A 19,382-nucleotide genomic window follows, 5' to 3' on the forward strand; every position below is an offset into this window, starting at 1 on the left:
CTCCCCGGACGGATAAGACGGTCGAGCACCTCCCAGGTGCCGCAGGCCCGCTGGCTGCTCGGATGCGGTATGGGGAGCGGGCTGGCGGAGCGATCGTTATCTGGGTTGTCAATCGAACCAGTGCCGGATCAAACAACGTTCGCCCTGTCCTATCGCCCGCGGGCGCGCCCCGGCACCGACTGACGCGGACACTGGCGCGGGCGGGGGCGGGGCCTCCACCCGCGCGTGGGGATGTGACTACGCTGTCGGCGCATGGACCCGATCTTCCAGCTTCCGCCCAATTCCCCGCTGGTCGCGGCTGTCTCAGAGGACTGGGGTCTGCTCCCGCTGCGTGTCCCAGCCGGTTGGAACGTCATCTACAACGCCCTGGAGGCCCGACGCTTGCCGGATGGAAGGGTCGAGGCCAACGACTCCGAGGACCTGTATTGGGCTCGTACCGCACCACCGCCGTGGCTGACCGAGCAGGAGGTCACGGAGAAGGACGGCCTGCGGGCTCGGGAGATCAACATAGACGCCGGCTGGTACAACGGCTACGGCCTCCACGTCGTCGTCCTCGACCCCGACTGGGACCATGAGCGGGCCTCCTACACCATGTCTGACCTCGATAAGTTCGTCGCCACCCTGGAGGAGTGGATGCGGATGATCACCCAGCGAGGACAGCTCCCCACACCGTGAGCCCATTTCCGGAGACGTCTCCTGACGCTGTCTCAGGCCACGTTTGCCGCCACTACGCTCCTACGATGATCTAATGCGCCAGGCCGACCCGAAGCCCTCCCGGAACACTAACGTCGCCCGGCACCCGGCACTTCATCTGCTCGGGACTGCGATCCATCACATGAACTTCGAGGCCGCCCTGACCCGCATGCGCCAGATGCTGCGCCCCGGCGGGACGTTGGTGGTGGTCGGCCTGGCCGCGAGACGACCCCGGCGGAGTGGGCAGTGACGATCGCGGCTGCCCCCATCGTGCGGATCACCAAGGTACTGCGCCGCGCGCACAGCCCGGAGGGGATGCCGGCCACCGACCCACAGATGAGCTACGGACAGGTACGAGCCGCAGCGCGGCTACTGCTGCCCGGCATGCGCTATCGCCGGCACGTGCTCCGCCGCTACTCGCTGACCTGGGAAAAACCCGGCCGCTAGCTGCGCTGCTTGGAAAACGCATCAGCACCTACGAGGAACAAGATCGAGAAAGATCCACTGGCGAAACTCTCGGCTTCTTGGGCAGCCCAACGCCTCTGGGCTCCATCTCCCAGGCTGCCTGAGAATGCAGTTTAGAACGCCATGGCTAGATACTGGCAGCTATGATCATCGTCGACGTCGTCTTGGAAACCTACGACGCGGTGGGCTTCACGGCCTGGCCGATCGCAGAGCCGTCGAGCGACCGCCTTCTCGCTCTGTCCGGCCAGATGTCCCCGGCCGAAGTCGGGACCGCGATGGCCGTCATTTTCAAGTACAACCACATCCCAGTCGTCCACGCCGCCGACATGACTGAGGCTCACCTGGAACAGCATCTTGCCCAAAGGGAAGCCCTCATTGCACCGGGTGGGCTGCGTTTCCGCGACGCCACCACGAACGTCGAAGTGACGCCCGGTTGCTGCTTCGGCCTGGAGAACTGGCGCGACTGGTGGGACGTAGTCCACGGACAAGAGCCCTGGCTCGGCCACGACCCCACGCCCCATATCCAGCACAATGGTCAGGTCATCCAGCTCCGGCAGGATGGCCTGGACACCCCAGCCCCGCCCATCGAGATCACACGCAGCGAACTCTCAAACCTGCTCACCACAGCACAGCAACGACTCACCGGGTTCCTCAACCTCGCCCAGCGATGGACCGCCGGTACTACCCCTGGGCTGGCTGGCCGGCTCATCGCCGTCCTCGACGAACACCTGATGATCACCGCTGCGGAGTAGGCGAACGCGGCTGTCCCAACCACTTCGATGCGAAGCCACTTAACTATGATCGCCACCCTCTGTTAGTCATTCACCGCGGCGCCGATTGATGGGCTTGAGCTCAACCAGAGCATCGGAGAACTCCTGCCGCGTGATCTCGAACGGCGCGAACTCCTCCAGATCGAGATCCGCGTAAGTCAGCACCCCGAACTCGTCCTCACCATGCTGTTCGTCGTACGCGAGGACCACCCCGTTGGCGTACATTACGACCTGCTGACGCGCGGTTCCGGTGTCGTCAATGGACAGGTAGTAGATCGAAGTCCCCCAACTGGCGTACTCGTCACCACGGTCCTCATCCCACGGTCGGCGGAAGTACCTGATCCCGGCATCCTCAGGCGGCAACTTTCAGCCCTCCGATCGCTAATCCCGGACCCCCAGCCAGTTCACATGGCATGAGCTGGGCGGACGCTTCCTGCCCTCCAACTAGAGCGGCTTCAGATGCTTTAGTCTTCGCTACTCTCGCCGGGGTCGCCGTTGCTCCCATCGGGATGGCTCACGAACGTGCCCTTGCCCAACACCGAATAGAGCGTGCCGTCCGATAGAAGGGCGTTGAGCGCCCGGCGGGCTGTCCCCTTGGACACTCCCAACTCGACAGCCAACCGGGGCTCCCCCGGTATCGGCATGCCGGCCCTGTACACACCGGCGGCGATCCTTCGCCGGATCTCATCGGCTACTGCGCGCCAACGCAGCTCGTCGGGCTTGAAATCCATGCTTGCCACGCTAGGAACCCAAGGATTGCCTTGCCCATCCAGGGGTACCCCGAGGTACCTCTAGGCAGGAGGGGGAAGGTTGGCGTAACCTGCAGTCATGGCGATACCCGGCTACGACCTTGATGCGCTTCGCGCCACGTTCCCCGGCTGGTCGTTCTTCTGTAGTGACGCGGGCGTGTTCTACGCGACCAGGAGCGGTATCCAGCTTCGTAAGGCCCAGATTGATGCCGGGCTTCAGCAGACGGTGAGTGCTGAAGACGTGGGAACGTTCGTGGCGCTGCTACAAGACCAACAGGCCCGTGCGGTGATGTCGTGATCACCTGGACATCCATCCTCGATTGCCCCGGGCTGCACGTAGCCGCTCCCCAGGCACAGCTTGAGTCGGTGCTGTGGGAACCGAGCCTTCCACGCGCGCACCGGGTAAGGGTGCGCGAGCACACGTGTATCTGTCAGAGCCCGCAATTCGAGCTGTGTACGGCGGGTGGCCTGTGGTTCGTGCGGCGCACCTCGGCCGACTCTTCGACCGGCACTGTCGAGAGTGCGTGGGTGTCCGCCTCGGCTGCCAAAGAGCTATGGGAACGTCTCCTGAGCGGTCAAGCGCGGTGACTTCATCCAGAAGGGCCTTTGGGGCCGCCTCGGGGATTCGAAGCCGAGACTCTTGAGTACGGGTCAAGCTCACATCCGTCACGTGTCACCAGCCGGACGGAGTTGCCTGGGGCGAAGCGTGCGCGGGCGGAGCCGGCGCTCAGGAGGGCGTCCGAGCGGAGCAAGGCCCTTCACGGGTCGGGTCCTTGGCCCGACTGGAAGAAACGCCTGAGCCCCGAGCGCGAAGCCCGTTGTGCGCAGGCGGTGCAACCCCCTAACGGCAATTCGCCGAGATCACGTCGCTGACCCCTCCCGTCCGCGCCCTCCTAGATCCAGCCACCGATCAAGATGTGATTCTGATGAGATCTACCGCTGCGAAGATCCTTATGTGATGAGGCGACGAATGGCGGCGGTCTTCCTGGTCGCCGCATCCACGGTGACCGCAGGTCCGGCCGTACGGGCCGATGCCGTCGTAGATCCGGTCGGCGCCATTCAGCGCCAGCTCGTCCCGGGCCATGGGGTGAAGATCATCCAGCGTACCCGAGTGAACTGGTCCGGCAGTTGGTCTACCCACAAGCCGGTGCGCGGCGTTGTGGGGTTCGGCAATGGCAAGATCGTGGCCACAGACCTGACGAACTTCAACCTGGGACCGCACGGTACCCGCAACATCTGCATCGGCAAGCGCGGCTACGAGTTGCACGCCAAGCCCGACCCCGACTGGCCGCTGCCGCCGGGCAAGAGTTGGGTCACGTACGAGTGGCCGTGCCAGCTCGTTCTGAAGTCCGGCCACCATGTCAGCCTCAGCGACCCGGCCACGCTAAGAGCAGTGTTGGCCACCACCGCGCACAAGCGGCCCGCCGGGGTCTACGACGGTGTGCGCACCACCCTCTACGAGGGCGCCATCACCTTCGCGCAACTCCACAAGGCGAAGCCGGACATGCGCATCGGCTTCCGCAGCAGGCCCACCGGCAAGTACGCCACCTGGAAGGTGTCCTGGCGTTTGTGGATCGGGCCTGACCAGCTCGTCCGCAGGGCGTGGAGTTCATGGCGCGACCCGAACGACAGCCTCGACAGGTCAGCCGTTGACAAGCCCTATTACGCCTTCGTGGAAGATCTCCGGTTGTCGAACTGGGGGATGAAGCTTGACATCCAGCCGCCGCCTGCGGATGAGACGGTGGCGTCGGAGGAATTGGACGACTGACCCAACCTGCCCTACTGGTGGGCTCGTCTATCAACTGTCGCGAGTTGCCGTCCCCATAGGCCTGATGGTGACGTTCCGTGTTCATCGTCGTCGACGCCGTCATGGCGGTGGTCGACGCCCGGGCCACCGCCGGCGGAACGAGCCACGCGTTGCCGCGACTGGCTTCACGGCGGCGAACTGACCTGCGTTCAACCCCGTCTCGTGGCCAGGAGTTCGCGTCCGCGCTCCGGTGTGATCAGGCGGGCGGCCCGGGAATCGGCCAACAGGGCGATCGGTGCGAGATGGTCCTCATGCAGCGGCCGCCAATGGATGAGTGCGTCACGCAGGCGCGGCCAGGCCTCGTCACCGGCGTCGAGGGCGGCGTGCGCGGCCGCGTCGAACTCCGGGTTGCCGAAGCAGAGCCGGAATCCCGGCTCTTTCTGCCGCGCCTGATAACGGCCGAGCAGGTGCTTGACCCGCTGTGGACCGCGGTCCCGCAAGAATTGGAGGGTGGAGCCGGAGCCGAAGCGGCGGGCCCGCTTGTGCGCGGCGAAAAGCAGCGGCAGGGCCTGCGCGACGAACAGGTCTTCGTCGAGGGTCCACGACCGGATATCGCCGTGGGTGAGCAGCCTGTAGAACGGGTCGTCGTCCTCCTCCCTCAACAAGGTCCGCATCTGGAAGTGTAGGAACGAGGCACGGTCACGGCCGAAACGCGCGGCCTGCGCGAGGACGGTCAGCGGGCGCTCCACCTCGCCGCGCAGGCTCGCCAGCCGGGCGTCTTCGACTTTGACGTCCCACTCACGCTGGGTTTCGCATGGGGGGCGGTCGAGGGCGTGGAATCCGGCGTAGAAGTCGTGCATCTTCTCGTAGAACGAGCCGTACCGCTGAGGGCCCATGCCCGTCCACGAGAACACGTCGTAAGCCGCCCATTCACCGTGCTCATCGACGTCACCCGGGTCGAGGTAGAAAACACCGGCGTCCGCCTCCAGAGAGATCAGCAACGATCGTGCCGCCGCGGGCTCTGCTTCCTCCTCATCCCAGTCGGCATAGGCCTCGGCCCACCGCGGCTCCAGATCGGTCAACCAGCCGATCTCCTCGGTGCCGCGTAGGCTCCAGACGAAGTGACCCGCGTGCCGCCAGCCATTGGTGACCAGTAAGAACTCCCGGAATGATGGGGGCAGCACGCACCCCAGACGCGACTCCAAGGCCTGTACCTCGTCCTCGGTGGCGGCCGGGCACCCGAGCCAGGCTTCTCCCTCCGACTCCTCGTCGGGGTTGGCGATGCGCCACTCCTCGCTCCAGCGCTGAAGGAACGGCTTCCATGCGTGACGGTCCACGGTGAGCTCCTACGACGTCGCACGATTTGGTCCCGCGAATTCCATCAGGTGCCACCGACATCGCCGAGAGCTGGGCGTCCCTCATGTGACCCATACTGCGGGGAGCGCAGCGCGCGTGCCGTCGGGTGTGTTCTGCGGACCGGCTAGACACATCGTGCGTCACTTAGGAAAGCTGAGCAGCCACTCCCTGTGCTCAAGGGTGTCGATGACCGAAATCATGGTCGGCTCCTCGAGAACGTAGAAAAGTGCTGATGGCTTCGTCGCCGAGTCGATGGACGATGCCTGTTCTTCTCGGCCGGCCCGGCTGACCGGTGGCGAAGCGTGCGCGGGCGGAGCCCGCGCTTGGGAGGGCGTCCGAGCGGAGCGAGGGCCTTCAGGGGTCGGGCCCTTGGCCCGACTGGAAGAAACGTCTGAGTCCCGTGCGCGAAGCGCCCATGGCGAAGCCCGTTGAGCGCCGGAGGCGCCTCCAGAAGGACGGCCGGAGCGAAGCGGAGGGCCTTGCAGTGCGCGTAAGCGCCTAAGGAAGAGCGTCGAGCTTCCAAGGCGCGAAGCGCCAATTGCGAGCCCTTTGTGAACGGGCTGGTGGTTGACGAAGGGCTTGTGCGTGTTTACGTTTCCGGGAGCGAAATTATCGCGGTTGTTCCGAAAATTTCGGAGGCGGTATGTTACGAGGCGTTGTCGCGGTCACCCTGCTCGGCCTGCCCACCGTACAGGCCCCCTACCAGGCGGATCCGCCCGCGATCACCGTGCGCGACCGTGTCCGGCACCAGGGGATCGACGGGTTCGGGATCTCCCAGGCGTTCCGGCGTAACGAGCTTGTTCGGGCGCTCAGCGAGGAGCAGCAGCGGGAGATTCTCGACCTGTGGTTCAACCGCGACAAGGGTGCCGGGCTCAGCATCCTGCGGCTCGGTATCGGCTCCGGTCCCGTGGGCAGCCCGTACGACCAGATGGTCTCGATCCAGCCCGAAGACCCTGGCGGACCGGACGCTCCGCCCAAGTACGTCTGGGACGGCGAGGACAACAGCCAGGTCTGGGTGGCGAAGGCGGCCAAGGGGTACGGGGTCCAGCGGTTCTTCGCCGACGCCTGGAGCGCGCCCGCGTACATGAAGGACAACGGCGACGACAAGAACGGCGGCACGCTGAAGCCGGAGTGGCAGCAGGCCTACGCCCGCTACCTGGTGCAATACGCGAAGTTCTATGCCCGGGAGGGCATCAGGATCACCGATCTCGGCTTCACCAACGAACCCGACTGGACGGCGACGTACGCCTCGATGCGGTTCACCCCGCAGCAGGCCGCCGAGTTCGTCAAGGTGCTCGGGCCGATCGCCAAGGACGTCAAGGGTCTCAAGGTGGCCTGCTGCGACTCGTTCGGGTGGACGGAGGCGAAGGCGTACACCGCCGCGATCGAGGCCGACCCCCAGGCTCGTCGCTGGGTGAAGACGTACACCGGCCACACGTACGCCAGCCCGGTGGACGGGCCGCTGCCGACCAGCGGAAATGCCTGGATGTCTGAGTGGAACCCCAACGGCTCCACCTGGAACGAGAGCTGGGACGACGGCAGCGGCTACGACGGGTTCACGATCGCGCGGGCCGTTCATGACGCGCTCACGCTTGGCAACGTCAGCGGCTACGTCTACTGGCTGGGCGCCTCGCGCGGCGCCACCCGGGCGCTGCTCCAGATCGACGAGGCCGCGGGTACGTATCACGTCTCCAAGCGGCTGTGGGCGTTGGCGGCGTACAGCAGGTTCATCCGGCCGGGGGCGGTGCGGGTGGATGCGGTGGCGGGCGATCCGGCGCTGAAAGTTTCAGCGTTTCGGAACGCCGACGGCTCTCAGGTGGTCGAGGTGCTCAACACCGGCACCGCCCCCGTCACGTGGAAGGGTGTGTACGGGCGGGCCACCGCTTACGTGACGGACAACGCCAACTCCCTCGCCGCGAGTCCGGTCACCGGGGGGACCGTGACCCTCCAGCCCCGAGCGCTCACGACCGTCGTCGTCGGGGGGCACCGATGACGACCCTGGGCCTCCCAAGCCTGTGGTGAAGGGGCCAGCCATCCTGAGCGTGAGGGGAAGGCGCTGGTCGTCGCGAGCGCGGGACGAAGGCGCCGGCCACCCCGAGCGTGGGGGGAAAGCACTGGTATCGCGAGCGTGAGGGAAGGCGCTGATCATCGCGAGCGTGAGGGGAAGGCGCTGGTCGTCGCGAGCCTGGTGTGAAGGCCCCGGTCACCCCGAGCGTCGGATGAAACCGCCGGTCACCCCGAGCTCGGGGTGACCGGCGCCGGTCTTCGATCGCAGGGCGTGCAGCGTCGGGGATGTCGCCGACCGACACTCGTGGTGGCAAGCCCGCCCGTCAGCGCCCCGTGAACTTCGGCTGGGCCTTGTCCGCGAACGCCGTCATCCCGATCTTCGCGTCATCCGTCGCGAAAAGCCCGGAGAACTGCAGCCGCTCGATCTCCAACCCCGTATCCAGATCAACCTCCAACCCCTGATCCACCGCCTGCTTGGCCGCCCGCAGCGCTACAGCGGGCCCACCCACAAAGGTCCCCGCCCAGGCCAGCGCCGCCGCATACACCTCGGCGTCAGGCACCACCCGATCGACCAACCCCAGCGCCAGCGCCTCCGCCGCCGCCACGTGCCGGCCGGAGTAGATCAGGTCCTTGGCCCGGGCGGGCCCGATCAGGCGGGGCAGGCGCTGGCTGCCGCCCGCACCCGGGATGAGGCCGAGCTGGATCTCCGGCTGCCCCAGCTTGGCCGACTCCCCTGCCACCCGGAAGTCCGCGCACAGGGCCAGCTCGCAGCCGCCGCCCAGGGCGTAACCGGTGACGGCGGCGATGACGGGCTTGCCGATGGCGGCCACCGCGGTGAAGCAGCCCTGGAGCGCGCGGGAGTGGGCCGCCATGTCGGCATAGGACATGACGACCATCTCTTTGATGTCGACCCCGGCCGCGAAGACCCGCTCGCCGCCGTAGACGACGACGGCGTGCGCTTCGGGGTCGGTGTCGACGGCTCGGGCCGCTTCGCCGAGCTCTCGCTGCATCTGGCTGTTGAGGGCGTTCATCTTGGGACGGTCAAGCCTGATCGTGGCGATCTGGTCGGCCACTTCTACGTGTACGAACTCACCCATGCTCAGGACACTACAAGCTGCTGCCGGCGGACCAGGTCCAGCAGGTCGGTACGCGGGGTCCAGCCGAGCAGCGAGTGGAGGCGGCGGGTGTCGGCCAGCGAGTCGCCGGGCTCGTCAGGCGGGGCGGGTACGACGTCGAAGGTGAGCGAGGCTCCGGTCACCGTGGCCACCGCCTCCGCCATGGCTCGGAGGGTCTGGCCGTGGCCCGTGCCGAGGTTCACGATGCCGGGGACGCCGATGAGCTCGATCATCGCGCGGGCGGCCTGTCGTACGTCGGTGATGTCGCGGGTACGGTCGAGCGAGCCGAGCACGCGCAGCGGGCGACCCTCCTGGGCGGCGCGCAGCCACACCGACAGCGCCATGTCGGGCCGCTGCCCCTCCCCGGCGACGGTGAACGGCCGGACGATCGTGACGCCGGGACGGTCGCGGCAGAGCCGCTCCAGCGCGACCTTGCTCGTGGCATAGCCGCCAACTGGACGAAGCGGATCCGACTCCACACTGGCCCGGCCGCGAAACGCTCCCCCGTACACCGAACTGGACGACGTGACCAGGAGCGGGACCCCAGGCGGCGTGAGCGCCAGCACCCGCGCCCCCGCGAGCACATTGTCCCGCTGACGCCGCCACCCGATCCCAGGAGCGACATCACGCACGCCCGCGCACCCGGCCAGGTGGTAGACCTCATCCGCAGAAGAGAAGACATCACCAACGTCCAAGAGATCAGCCGTGATCACGGTCAGCCCCGGCTGCTCCTCGACCGGCCGGCGGTCGATGGCGACGACCGGCGAGCCGGACGACAGCAGGGCCGACGTCAGCGCACGGCCGATGAATCCGGCCGCACCGGTCACGATCGACGTCACCCGCCCCACCATAGGGCGTTAACTGCTGAAAAATATCTTCGCAAAGCTCTCGCCAGAGAAGGAAAATGTTGACACGCTGACTCCGTCATTCCCCCAGTCGAGGAGCGGTAGATGCGCAGAGCGCTGGCGATCGCGGTGGTCGCCCTCCTGCCATTAGTCAACATGACAGCTGCGGCCGGCACCACAGCCGAGGAACCCCCGGACCGGCAGGCGGCGTTCGCCGCGGCGGCCAAGGAGTTCCAGGTTCCGGAGAGCGTGCTGCTCGGTGTCTCCTATCTTGAGTCGCGCTGGGACGCCCACGCCGGGCAGCCCAGCAACGACGCCGGGTTCGGCCCCATGCACCTGACCGACGCCGCCGCCTTCACCGGGTCCAACCACCACGGGGAGGGCGAGGAGGACGCGCGCGGCGACGACGGCAGGCCGCTGGCCCCGGTCGCGACGACGGTCGCGCCCACGGAGATCCCGGCCTCACTCAAGACCATGGAGAAGGCCGCCGAACTGACCGGCCAGAGCCACGAGGCGCTGCGGACGGACGCCGCCGCGAACATCCGGGGCGGCGCGGCGCTGCTGGCCGACTACCAGAAGTCGATCGGCGCGCCGCTGAGCGCCGACCCGGGCGAGTGGTACGGCGCGGTCGCCAAATACTCCGGCGCCGACGAGTCCGAGGCGGCCAAGGTCTTCGCCGACGAGGTCTACAGCACGATCGAGGACGGCGCCGAGCGGGTCACCGACGACGGGCAGCAGGTCAAGCTCACGCCCATCCCCGGCCTGGACCGGATCGAGAAGTGGCTGGAGAAGCTCGGCCTCAGGCCGCCGCGCAAGGACGGCGTCGAGTGCCCGAGGTCGATCTCCTGTGAGTGGATCCCCTCGGCCTACGCGCAGAAGCCGAACGGCGACTACGGGCACTACGACCTGGCGAACCGGCCCGTCAGCCAGAAGATCAAGTACATCATCATCCATGACATGGAGGGCTACTTCGGCCCGTCGATCAAGCTGAACCAGGACGTCAACTACGGCGCGAGCTGGCAGTACTCCGTGCGCTCCACCGACGGTCACATCGCCCAGCACGTCAAGGGCAAGGACGTCGCCTGGCAGGCCGGCAACTGGTACATCAACGCCAAGTCCATCGGCATCGAGCACGAGGGCTTCCTGGCCGAGGGCAGCACCTGGTACACCGAGGCGATGTACCGCTCGTCCGCCAAGCTCGTACGCTACCTGGCGCTCCGGTACGACATCCCGCTCGACCGCGCGCACATCCTGGGCCACGACAACGTGCCGGGCACGCTGCCGACCACGGTGCGGGGCATGCACGAGGACCCGGGCCCGTTCTGGGACTGGAAGCACTACTTCGACCTGATCGGCGCGCCGCTGCACGGTTTCGGCGGCCCCAAGGCGGGCTCGATCATGATCAGGCCCGACTTCGCCACCAACAAGCCGTACTTCTACGGCTGCGACCGCAAGAACCCCGAGAACGCCTGCCCGCCCCTCAGCGCCGGCACCGTGTGGCTGCGTACCGAGCCGCGCGACGACGCGCCGCTGATCAAGGACATCGGCAAGCACCCGACCGGCACCAACGACTCGCTCTACAGCGTGTACGACCACAGCGCCAGGGCGAGCACCGGCCAGCGGTTCGCCGTGGCGGAGCGCCAGGGCGACTGGACCGCGATCTGGTACCTCGGTCAGAAGGGCTGGTTCTACAACCCGGCCAAGAAGCCGACCGCCGTCCCGTCCGCGGGCCTGGTGGTCACGCCGAAGCCGGGTCTGGCGACCGTCCCGGTGTACGGCAGGGCGTACCCGGAGCAGGAGGCCTACCCGGCCGACATCCCGTACCAAGCCGTCACCCCGCTGCAGTACAAGTTCTCGGCCGGAGAGAAGTACACGCTGGCCGGAGAGGCGGCCAACGAGTACTACCGGGCGGTCACCTTCGACGAGGCCAGCCACAAGGTGGTCAAGGGCAAGACGAAGTACCTGCAGATCCAGTTCGGGCACCGGGTGATGTTCGTCAAGGCTGACGACGTACGGGTGTCGCTCGCCTGGTGAACTCCTTGACGGCGCGCCTGGTGCTCTGCAACGCCTCCTGAGAGGAGTCGAAGGTGCGCTGGGCGACGCCGACGAACACGCAGTCGACGACGAGGAGCTGGCTGATCCGGCTGGCCAGGGCGCCGGGACGGAACTCCGTCTCGCGCCCGGCCGAGATCAGCACGTGTTCGGCCAGCTCCGCGATCGACGAGCGCGGGTTGTTGGTGATGGCGACGGTCGTCGCGCCGGCCTCCCGCGCTCGCGACAGCGGTTCGAGCACGTCGGGCGTCTCGCCCGACGTGCTGATGCCGATCGCCACGTCGCCGGGCTTGAGCAGCACGGCGCTGACCAGCGCCAGGTGGACGTCCTGGAAGGCGTGGCTGGACAGCCCGATGCGCAGCAGTTTCTGGGCCACGTCCTCGGCCACCAGCCCGGAGGCGCTCACGCCGTAGGCGTCGATCCGCCTGGCGCCGACGATGGCGTCGACGACCAGGCCGAGGCGTTCCGAGGTGAGCTGGGCGACCGTGTCGTTGATCGCCTCCGACTCGGCCCTGGCCACCTTCTGGATGACCTCCGACAGCGGGTCGTCGGGCGCCAGGTCGCCGGGCACCAGCCGGTCGGGCTGGGCGGCGGCCGCGGCCAAGGCGAGGCGCAGCTGCGGGTAGCCGGCGAAGCCCAGGAGCCTGGCCGTGCGGACGATCGTCGCCTCGCTGGTGCCCGACGCGGCGGACAGCTCGGTGATCGTGCTCCGAGCCACCGTCGCCGGGTCTTCCAGGATGAGCCGGGCGACCGTCTGCGCGGCCGGGGTCAAGGACGGAAGCACACCGCGGACCGTCGCCACCAGAGTGTCTGCCCGCAGGCCGTTCCCGCTGTCGTCCACCACGGTCCCGATTATGACGCTCCCTGGGCGTTTTCCCTATTGCGCGGTCCAACCGGTCCGTTCACCGGAAAACGCCCCACCAGTAAGCGCCTCACCGGAGCACGCCGTTCGTCATGCCGGCGGGCTCCTCAGGTACGGCGATCAGGCCGAGCTCGGCGCGGGAGGCGGCCAGCGCGTGGTGCGGGACCACCCGGACCGTGTAGCCGAACGGGCCGGTGCGGTCCAGCGGGATCACGCCCGCGTAGTGGGCCCGGCCGTCGTCGTCGACGCCGTCGGTCCGCAGCGACATGTACGCGGGATGGACCAGCTCGTCGTGCGGCCCGACCCGGCCGTAGGCGGCCTCGACCAGGACGTCGCCCGGCTCCAGGTCACCGAGCGCCACCGTGGCGTGCAGTTCGAGCGCCGCGCCGACCTCAGGGGCGTCACCGATGCCCGACGCCTCCACGTGTTCGACCCGGACTCCCGGCCAGGCCCGCGCGACGCGCACCCGCCAGGCGGCGAACCCCTTGGCCGCGGCGTAGGAGTCTCCCGACAGCGCGCGGGCCGACAGCGCGGCGGGGAGGTACAGGCCGACCACGTAGTCGCGGAGCATCCGGCCCGCGAGCACCTTGGGGCCGAGCGAGGTGAGTGTGTGCTTGACCATCTCCAGCCAGCGGCGCGGCAGCCCGTCACCGGCCCGGTCGTAGAAGCGGTCGGCCACCTCGTGCTCGATCAGGTCGTAGAGGGCGGCGGCCTCCAGCTCGTCGCGCCGGTCCTGGTCGGTCACCCCGTCGGCGGTGGGGATGGCCCAGCCGTTGGTGCCGTCGTACCACTCGTCCCACCAGCCGTCGCGGATCGACAGGTTGAGCCCGCCGTTCAGCGCCGACTTCATGCCTGAGGTGCCGGAGGCCTCCAGCGGCCGGAGCGGGTTGTTCAGCCACACGTCGCAGCCCTGGACGAGCAACTGGCCGAGCGCCATGTCGTAGTCGGGCAGGAACACGATGCGGTGCCGCACGTCGGCCCGATCCGCGAACTTGACGATCTGCTGGATCAGCTTCTTGCCACCCTCGTCGGCGGGGTGGGCCTTGCCCGCGATCAGGATCTGGACCGGCTTGTCACTGTCGAGCAGCAGGTCCGTCAGCCGCTCGGCGTCACGCAGCATGAGCGTGAGCCGTTTGTAGGACGGTACGCGCCTGGCGAACCCGATCGTCAGCACGTCGGGGTCGAGCGCGTCGTCGATCCAGCCGAGTTCGGCGTCGGAGGCGCCGCGGTCGCGCCACGCCTTGCGCAGCCTGACCCGGGCCCCTTCGACGAGGCGCCGCCGGAGCGTGCCTCTGATGTCCCACAGGTCGGAGTCGGGGACCTTCTGGACGCCTTCCCAGCCGCGCGCCCGCTCGATCAGCGAGGGCAGCTCACGGCCGGCCAGCTCCATGAGCTCGCGGCCGACCCAGGTGGGCGCGTGGACGCCGTTGGTGATGGAGCCGATCGGCACCTCGTCGAGGTCGAAGCCGGGCCACAGTCCCTTGAACATCTCGCGGCTGACCGCGCCGTGCAGCTCGGACACTCCGTTGACGCGCTGCGCCAGCCGCATGCCCATGATCGCCATGTTGAACCGGCCGGGCTGCTCCTCGGCGCCGAGCGCGAGGATGCGCTCGACGGGCACGGTCGGCCAGGCGTTGCCGCCACCGAACTGGCGCTCGATCATGTCGACGGGGAACCGGTCGATGCCCGCGGGCACCGGCGTGTGCGTGGTGAAGACCGTGCCCGCGCGTACGGCCTCCAGCGCCTCGTCGAAGGACAGGCGGGACTCGGTCAGCTCGCGGATGCGTTCGAGGCCGAGGAAGCCGGCGTGGCCCTCGTTCGTGTGGAACACCTCGGGTTCGGCGTGCCCGGTGATGCGGCAGTACGCGCGGATCGCCCGCACCCCGCCGACGCCCAGGAGCAGCTCCTGCATGAGCCGGTGGTCGGTGCCGCCGCCGTAGAGGCGGTCGGTGACGTCGCGGGCCGCGATGTCGTTGTCGGCCACGTCGGAGTCGAGCAGCAGCAGCGGCACCCGGCCCACCTGCGCCACCCAGAGCTGCGCGTGCAGCACCCGATCGTCGGGCAGGGAGATGCGGATCTTGACGGGGGTGCCGTCCTCCTCCTTCAGGAGGGTCAGCGGCAGGCCGCCCGCGTCGAGCGACGGATAGTGCTCCAGCTGCCAGCCCTCTGGCGAGAGGGACTGAGTGAAGTAGCCGTGGCGATACAGCAGGCCGACCGCGAGGATCGGCACCCCGAGGTCGCTGGCGGTCTTCAGGTGGTCTCCGGCCAGGATGCCCAGGCCGCCCGAATACTGCGGGAGCGCGGCGGCTATGCCGTACTCGGGGGAGAAGTAGGCGATGGCGTGCGCGGCGTCGGGCAGTGTCTGGTACCAACGCGGCGCGGTCATGTATTCGCGCAGGTCGTCGGCGGCGTCGGCGAGACGCCGTAGGAAGCGGCGGTCAGCGGCCAACTCGGCAAGCCTGGCGTGGTCGACGGCGCCCAGCAGGGCGACCGGGTCGTGCCCTACCTGCTCCCAGAGGCGGGGGTCGACCTCGGCGAAGAGGTCGGTCGTCTCCGGATGCCATGACCAACGCAGATTGTGCACGAGCTCGCCGAGGGAGGCCAGCTCCGTGGGCAGGACGGTGCGGACAGTGAACCGGCGGATTGCTCTCACGTTTTCGAACCCTATGGGCTAGGAGGGACCTGTGAGTCCCTCACCTCCAGCAAGGCCGTTCAAACCCCTTCCGGGAAGAAGCATGAAGAGGAACTATTTGGGCAACTTCCCCCAATGTTGGTTCTCCTGGGGACACTCGGGAGGTCTTCCACTGCTGCCCACAATTTACATGCAAGGATCGTTCCTACCACGGAAGCCTCCGGCGGTACCGAGCGTGCCGTCGCAACCTTGAAATGCGATGATCGGACGAATTCCCATCACGGACATCTCCCCCGTCGTCGACTGCGGGCAGTGGCCCGCCAAGGCGGTCGCCGGCGAGACCTTCCAGGTCTCGGCGACCGTGTTCCGAGAAGGCCACGACGCCGTGGCCGCGGGCGTGGTGCTCACCGCGCCCGATGGGCAGCGCGGTCGCCTGAGACCGATGCGCGAGCTCGCGCCGGGCACCGACAGGTGGGGCATCAGCGTGTGCCTGCCCACCGAGGGTGACTGGCTGTTCCGGGTGGAGGCGTGGAGCGACCCCTTCGCCACGTGGCTGCACGACGCGGAGATCAAGATTCCGCGTGGCATGGACACCGACCTCATGTGCGAGGAGGGCGCCCGGCTGTTCGAGCGGGCGGCCAAGGCCGTACGACAGGCCGAATGTCCCGCCCCCGGCAACGGAAACGGGCACGGCAACGGTGACAGCGTGTGCGGGCACCGTGCCGCGCTGCTGGGCATCGCCGCCACGCTCCGTGACGAGCAGCTCGACCCGCGGGCCCGGCTGTCCATCGCGCAGCTGCCGGAGACGGCGGCGCTGCTGGAGGCGCATCCGTTGCGTGCCCTGGTGACCAGGGCGCGGCCGCGGAAGATCAGGGTGGACCGGCGCAGGGCCCTGTACGGCTCGTGGTACGAGTTCTTCCCCAGGTCAGAGGGCGCGATAGTCAGCGACCTGGGCATCTCCAAGTCCGGAACTTTCCAGACCGCGGCCAAGCGCCTGCCCGCGGTCGCCAAGATGGGCTTCGACGTCGTCTACCTGCCGCCCATCCACCCCATCGGCCTCACGTTCCGCAAGGGGCGCAACAACACGCTGAGCCCCGAGCCCGACGAGCCGGGTTCGCCCTGGGGGATCGGCTCCGAGGACGGCGGCCACGACGCGATCCATCCCGACCTGGGGACGATCCAGGACTTCGACGAGTTCGTCGCCCGCACCCGCGAGCTGGGCATGGAGGTCGCGCTCGACTTCGCCCTGCAGTGCTCCCCCGACCATCCGTGGGTCAAGGAGCATCCGGAGTGGTTCACGATCCGGGCCGACGGCACGATCGCCTACGCCGAGAACCCGCCGAAGAAGTACCAGGACATCTACCCGATCAACTTCGACAAGGACCCCGTCGGCATCTACACCGAGGTGAAGCGGGTCCTGCGTCACTGGATGGACCACGGCGTACGGATCTTCCGGGTGGACAACCCGCACACCAAGCCGGTGGGGTTCTGGGAGCGGCTGCTGGCCGACATCCAGACGACGGACCCTGACGTGATCTTCCTGGCCGAGGCGTTCACCCGGCCGGCGATGCTGCAGACGCTGGCCAAGGTGGGCTACCACCAGTCCTACACGTACTTCACGTGGAAGAACTCCAAGCACGACGTGGAGACGTACCTCTCGGAGCTGGCCGGGCAGACCTCGCACTTCCTGCGGCCCAATGTGTTCGTCAACACTCCGGACATTCTTCACGAATACCTACAGCACGGCGGTAACCCGGCTTTCCGCATCCGGGCCGCGCTGGCCGCGCTCGCCTCGCCCACCTGGGGCGTCTACTCGGGGTACGAGCTTGGGGAGAACATCCCTGTCCGTCCGGGTAGTGAGGAATACCTAGATAGTGAGAAATATCAGTACAGACCTCGCGACTGGGCGGCGGCAGAGCGGGCAGGGTGGAGCCTGGCGCCCTTCATCACCCAACTGAATTTGTTCCGAAGAGCCCATCCGGCGCTGCAGGAGTTGCGTAATCTACGGTTCCACCAGGTCGACCAACCGGACATCGTGTGCTTCTCCAAGCGGCTGCCGGGCGCCTACGACCCGGCCACACGACGGCACGGGTTGGGCGATGTCGTGCTGGCGGTCATCAACCTCGACCCACACCACACCCACGAGGCCACGGTCGAACTGGACATGCCGGCGATCGGCCTCGACTGGAATGCCGAGTTCGTCGTGGATGACGAGCTTTCGGGCGAGTCGTATCGTTGGCGGCAGAGCAATTACGTACGCCTCGATCCCCACATCCAGCCTGTCCACATCTTCACCGTACGAGCCGCGCCACGGTAGAACAGAATTCAGCGGGGAGTCTTCAACGTGTGTGAAAGCGCCTCCTTCATGAGCACGAGGGAGTGCTCATGAGCTCCACACCCATTCCCAATTCCTTCGACGACGAGAAGCCGCGCGATCCTTACTGGTACAAGCGCGCGGTCTTCTACGAGGTCCTGATCAGGGGCTTCGCCGACTCCAACGGCGACGGCACCGGTGACATCAAAGGCCTGATCAGCAAACTCGACTACCTCCAGTGGCTAGGCGTCGACTGCCTGTGGTTGTTGCCGCTGTACGAGTCACCGCTGCGCGACGGCGGCTACGACATCGCCGACTTCATGAAGATCCTGCCGGAATTCGGCGACCTGGGAGACTTCGTGAAGCTGGTCGACGAGGCCCACAAACGTGGCATGCGCGTCATCGCCGACCTGGTGATGAACCACACCAGCGATGCCCACCCCTGGTTCCAGGCCGCCCGCCACGATCCGGAAGGGCCGTTCGGCGACTTCTACGTCTGGTCGGACAACGACAACGCCTACCCCGACGCCCGGATCATCTTCATCGACACCGAGACGTCGAACTGGACCTATGACCAGGTCCGCGGCCAGTACTACTGGCACCGCTTCTTCCACCACCAGCCGGACCTCAACTACGAGAACCCGGCCGTGCAGGACGCGATGCTGGAGGTGCTCCGCTTCTGGCTCGACCTGGGCATCGACGGGTTCCGCCTGGACGCCGTGCCGTACCTCTTCGAGGAGGAGGGCACCAACTGCGAGAACCTGCCGCGCACGCACCAGTACCTCAAGCGGATCCGCACGGAGGTCGACCGGCTCTACAACGACCGGGTGCTGCTCGCCGAAGCCAACCAGTGGCCGGCGGACGTGGTCGAGTACTTCGGCGACCCGGTGGGCGGCGGCGACGAGTGCCACATGGCGTTCCACTTTCCGCTGATGCCGCGCATCTTCATGGCCGTACGCCGGGAATCGCGCTACCCCATTTCCGAAATCTTGGCTCAAACGCCGAAGATTCCGGAACATTGCCAGTGGGGGATCTTCCTCCGGAACCATGATGAGCTGACGCTCGAGATGGTCACGGACGAGGAACGCGACTACATGTACACCGAGTACGCCAAGGACCCGCGGATGCGGGCCAACGTCGGCATCCGGCGGCGCCTGGCGCCCCTGCTGGAGAACGACCGCAACCAGATCGAGCTGTTCACCGCGCTGCTCCTGTCGCTGCCCGGCTCGCCGGTGCTCTACTACGGCGACGAGATCGGCATGGGCGACAACATCTGGCTCGGCGACCGCGACGGCGTACGCACGCCCATGCAGTGGGACCCCGACCGCAACGCCGGATTCTCCGACTGCGACCCGGGGCGGCTCTACCTGCCGGTCATCATGGACCCGATCTACGGCTACCAGGGACTCAACGTCGAGGCGCACCAGAAGAACAACGGTTCGCTGCTGCACTGGACCAAGCGCATGATCGAGATCCGCAAGCGGCACCCGGTGTTCGGCCTGGGTGAGTTCATCGAGCTCAACTCCTCCAACCCGAGCGTGCTCGCGTTCGTCCGGGAGCTGGGCGACGACCGGATGCTCTGCGTCAACAATCTCTCGCGCTTCCCGCAGCCGGTCGAGCTTGACCTGCGCAGATTCGTCGGCGTCTCGCCTGTTGAGACGATGGGTGGGGTACCATTTCCGGCAATTGGCGAACTTCCGTATCTTTTGACGCTTCCCGGGCATGGTTTCTACTGGTTCACACTCCCACCGGCAATCACCCAGGAGGAGTAAGAC

The 19,382-nt window shown here is 67.3% G+C and carries 16 protein-coding genes; 9 read left to right on the forward strand and 7 right to left on the reverse strand.

What is annotated here, in order from left to right; all coding sequences use genetic code 11:
* The first annotated feature begins 252 nt into the window (after positions 1 to 252).
* The 3 genes from KME78_RS34935 to KME78_RS34945 all read left to right on the forward strand — a co-directional run bounded on the left by KME78_RS34935 (position 253) and on the right by KME78_RS34945 (position 1,910).
* The gene (locus KME78_RS34935) at positions 253 to 675 is read left to right on the forward strand and encodes a hypothetical protein (RefSeq protein WP_219533708.1); all 423 of its coding nucleotides are present in this window, start codon (positions 253 to 255) and stop codon (positions 673 to 675) included.
* Positions 676 to 939: 264 nt separating this feature from the next.
* Positions 940 to 1,140, forward strand: a complete 201-nt coding sequence (locus KME78_RS34940) for a hypothetical protein (protein WP_219533709.1) — start codon at positions 940 to 942, stop codon at positions 1,138 to 1,140.
* Between the two features lie 161 nt (positions 1,141 to 1,301).
* Entirely contained in the window at positions 1,302 to 1,910 is a 609-nt protein-coding gene (locus KME78_RS34945) for a hypothetical protein (RefSeq protein WP_219533710.1), read from the forward strand.
* Between the two features lie 66 nt (positions 1,911 to 1,976).
* On the opposite strand, the gene KME78_RS34950 is transcribed toward KME78_RS34945, so the two are convergent.
* Together KME78_RS34950 and KME78_RS34955 are read right to left on the reverse strand one after the other, a co-directional pair.
* Positions 1,977 to 2,291 carry a hypothetical protein gene (locus tag KME78_RS34950; protein ID WP_219533711.1) on the reverse strand — a complete coding sequence of 105 codons (315 nt, stop codon included), beginning with the start codon at positions 2,289 to 2,291 and terminating at the stop codon, positions 1,977 to 1,979.
* 101 nt (positions 2,292 to 2,392) lie between these two features.
* Complete coding sequence (locus KME78_RS34955; protein WP_219533712.1) at positions 2,393 to 2,659, reverse strand: GntR family transcriptional regulator; 267 nt, start codon at positions 2,657 to 2,659, stop codon at positions 2,393 to 2,395.
* Between the two features lie 97 nt (positions 2,660 to 2,756).
* On the opposite strand from KME78_RS34955, the gene KME78_RS34960 reads away from it, so the two are divergent.
* Together KME78_RS34960 and KME78_RS34965 are read left to right on the forward strand one after the other, a co-directional pair.
* Entirely contained in the window at positions 2,757 to 2,975 is a 219-nt protein-coding gene (locus KME78_RS34960) for a hypothetical protein (protein WP_219533713.1), read from the forward strand.
* Positions 2,976 to 3,635: 660 nt separating this feature from the next.
* Positions 3,636 to 4,445: a hypothetical protein gene (locus KME78_RS34965; protein WP_219533714.1), complete on the forward strand. Its 810-nt coding sequence runs from the start codon at positions 3,636 to 3,638 to the stop codon at positions 4,443 to 4,445.
* Positions 4,446 to 4,633: 188 nt separating this feature from the next.
* Here the strand turns inward: KME78_RS34965 and KME78_RS34970 are convergent, their stop codons facing one another.
* Complete coding sequence (locus KME78_RS34970) at positions 4,634 to 5,761, reverse strand: SMI1/KNR4 family protein (RefSeq protein ID WP_219533715.1); 1,128 nt, start codon at positions 5,759 to 5,761, stop codon at positions 4,634 to 4,636.
* A 662-nt stretch (positions 5,762 to 6,423) separates the two neighbouring features.
* Between KME78_RS34970 and KME78_RS34975 the strand changes: the two genes are divergently transcribed.
* The gene (locus tag KME78_RS34975; RefSeq protein ID WP_219533716.1) at positions 6,424 to 7,773 is read left to right on the forward strand and encodes a glycoside hydrolase family 30 protein; all 1,350 of its coding nucleotides are present in this window, start codon (positions 6,424 to 6,426) and stop codon (positions 7,771 to 7,773) included.
* A 337-nt stretch (positions 7,774 to 8,110) separates the two neighbouring features.
* Here the strand turns inward: KME78_RS34975 and KME78_RS34980 are convergent, their stop codons facing one another.
* Positions 8,111 to 8,884 (reverse strand): enoyl-CoA hydratase/isomerase family protein, encoded by a 774-nt coding sequence (locus KME78_RS34980; RefSeq protein ID WP_219533717.1) that lies wholly within the window; start codon positions 8,882 to 8,884, stop codon positions 8,111 to 8,113.
* Positions 8,885 to 8,886: 2 nt separating this feature from the next.
* A complete protein-coding gene (locus KME78_RS34985) occupies positions 8,887 to 9,741 on the reverse strand; it encodes an NAD-dependent epimerase/dehydratase family protein (protein WP_219533718.1) in 855 nt (284 codons plus the stop codon).
* 111 nt (positions 9,742 to 9,852) lie between these two features.
* On the opposite strand from KME78_RS34985, the gene KME78_RS34990 reads away from it, so the two are divergent.
* On the forward strand, positions 9,853 to 11,781 hold the full coding sequence (locus KME78_RS34990; protein WP_219533719.1) for an N-acetylmuramoyl-L-alanine amidase: 1,929 nt from the start codon (positions 9,853 to 9,855) through the stop codon (positions 11,779 to 11,781).
* Here the strand turns inward: KME78_RS34990 and KME78_RS34995 are convergent.
* Positions 11,744 to 12,643 (reverse strand): MurR/RpiR family transcriptional regulator, encoded by a 900-nt coding sequence (locus tag KME78_RS34995; protein ID WP_308127249.1) that lies wholly within the window; start codon positions 12,641 to 12,643, stop codon positions 11,744 to 11,746. The two genes, KME78_RS34990 and KME78_RS34995, sit on opposite strands and share 38 nt — an antisense overlap.
* A gap of 88 nt (positions 12,644 to 12,731) precedes the next feature.
* Positions 12,732 to 15,314 (reverse strand): alpha-glucan family phosphorylase, encoded by a 2,583-nt coding sequence (gene glgP / locus KME78_RS35000; protein ID WP_219533720.1) that lies wholly within the window; start codon positions 15,312 to 15,314, stop codon positions 12,732 to 12,734.
* Between the two features lie 238 nt (positions 15,315 to 15,552).
* On the opposite strand from glgP, the gene KME78_RS35005 reads away from it, so the two are divergent.
* Both KME78_RS35005 and treS read left to right on the forward strand, forming a co-directional pair.
* On the forward strand, positions 15,553 to 17,610 hold the full coding sequence (locus KME78_RS35005) for an alpha-1,4-glucan--maltose-1-phosphate maltosyltransferase (protein WP_219533721.1): 2,058 nt from the start codon (positions 15,553 to 15,555) through the stop codon (positions 17,608 to 17,610).
* A 68-nt stretch (positions 17,611 to 17,678) separates the two neighbouring features.
* Complete coding sequence (gene treS / locus KME78_RS35010; RefSeq protein WP_219533722.1) at positions 17,679 to 19,379, forward strand: maltose alpha-D-glucosyltransferase; 1,701 nt, start codon at positions 17,679 to 17,681, stop codon at positions 19,377 to 19,379.
* Positions 19,380 to 19,382: the final 3 nt, after the last annotated feature.

It is taken from the genome of Nonomuraea guangzhouensis, from assembly GCF_019396345.1.
Classification (GTDB): Bacteria; Actinomycetota; Actinomycetes; order Streptosporangiales; family Streptosporangiaceae; genus Nonomuraea; species Nonomuraea guangzhouensis.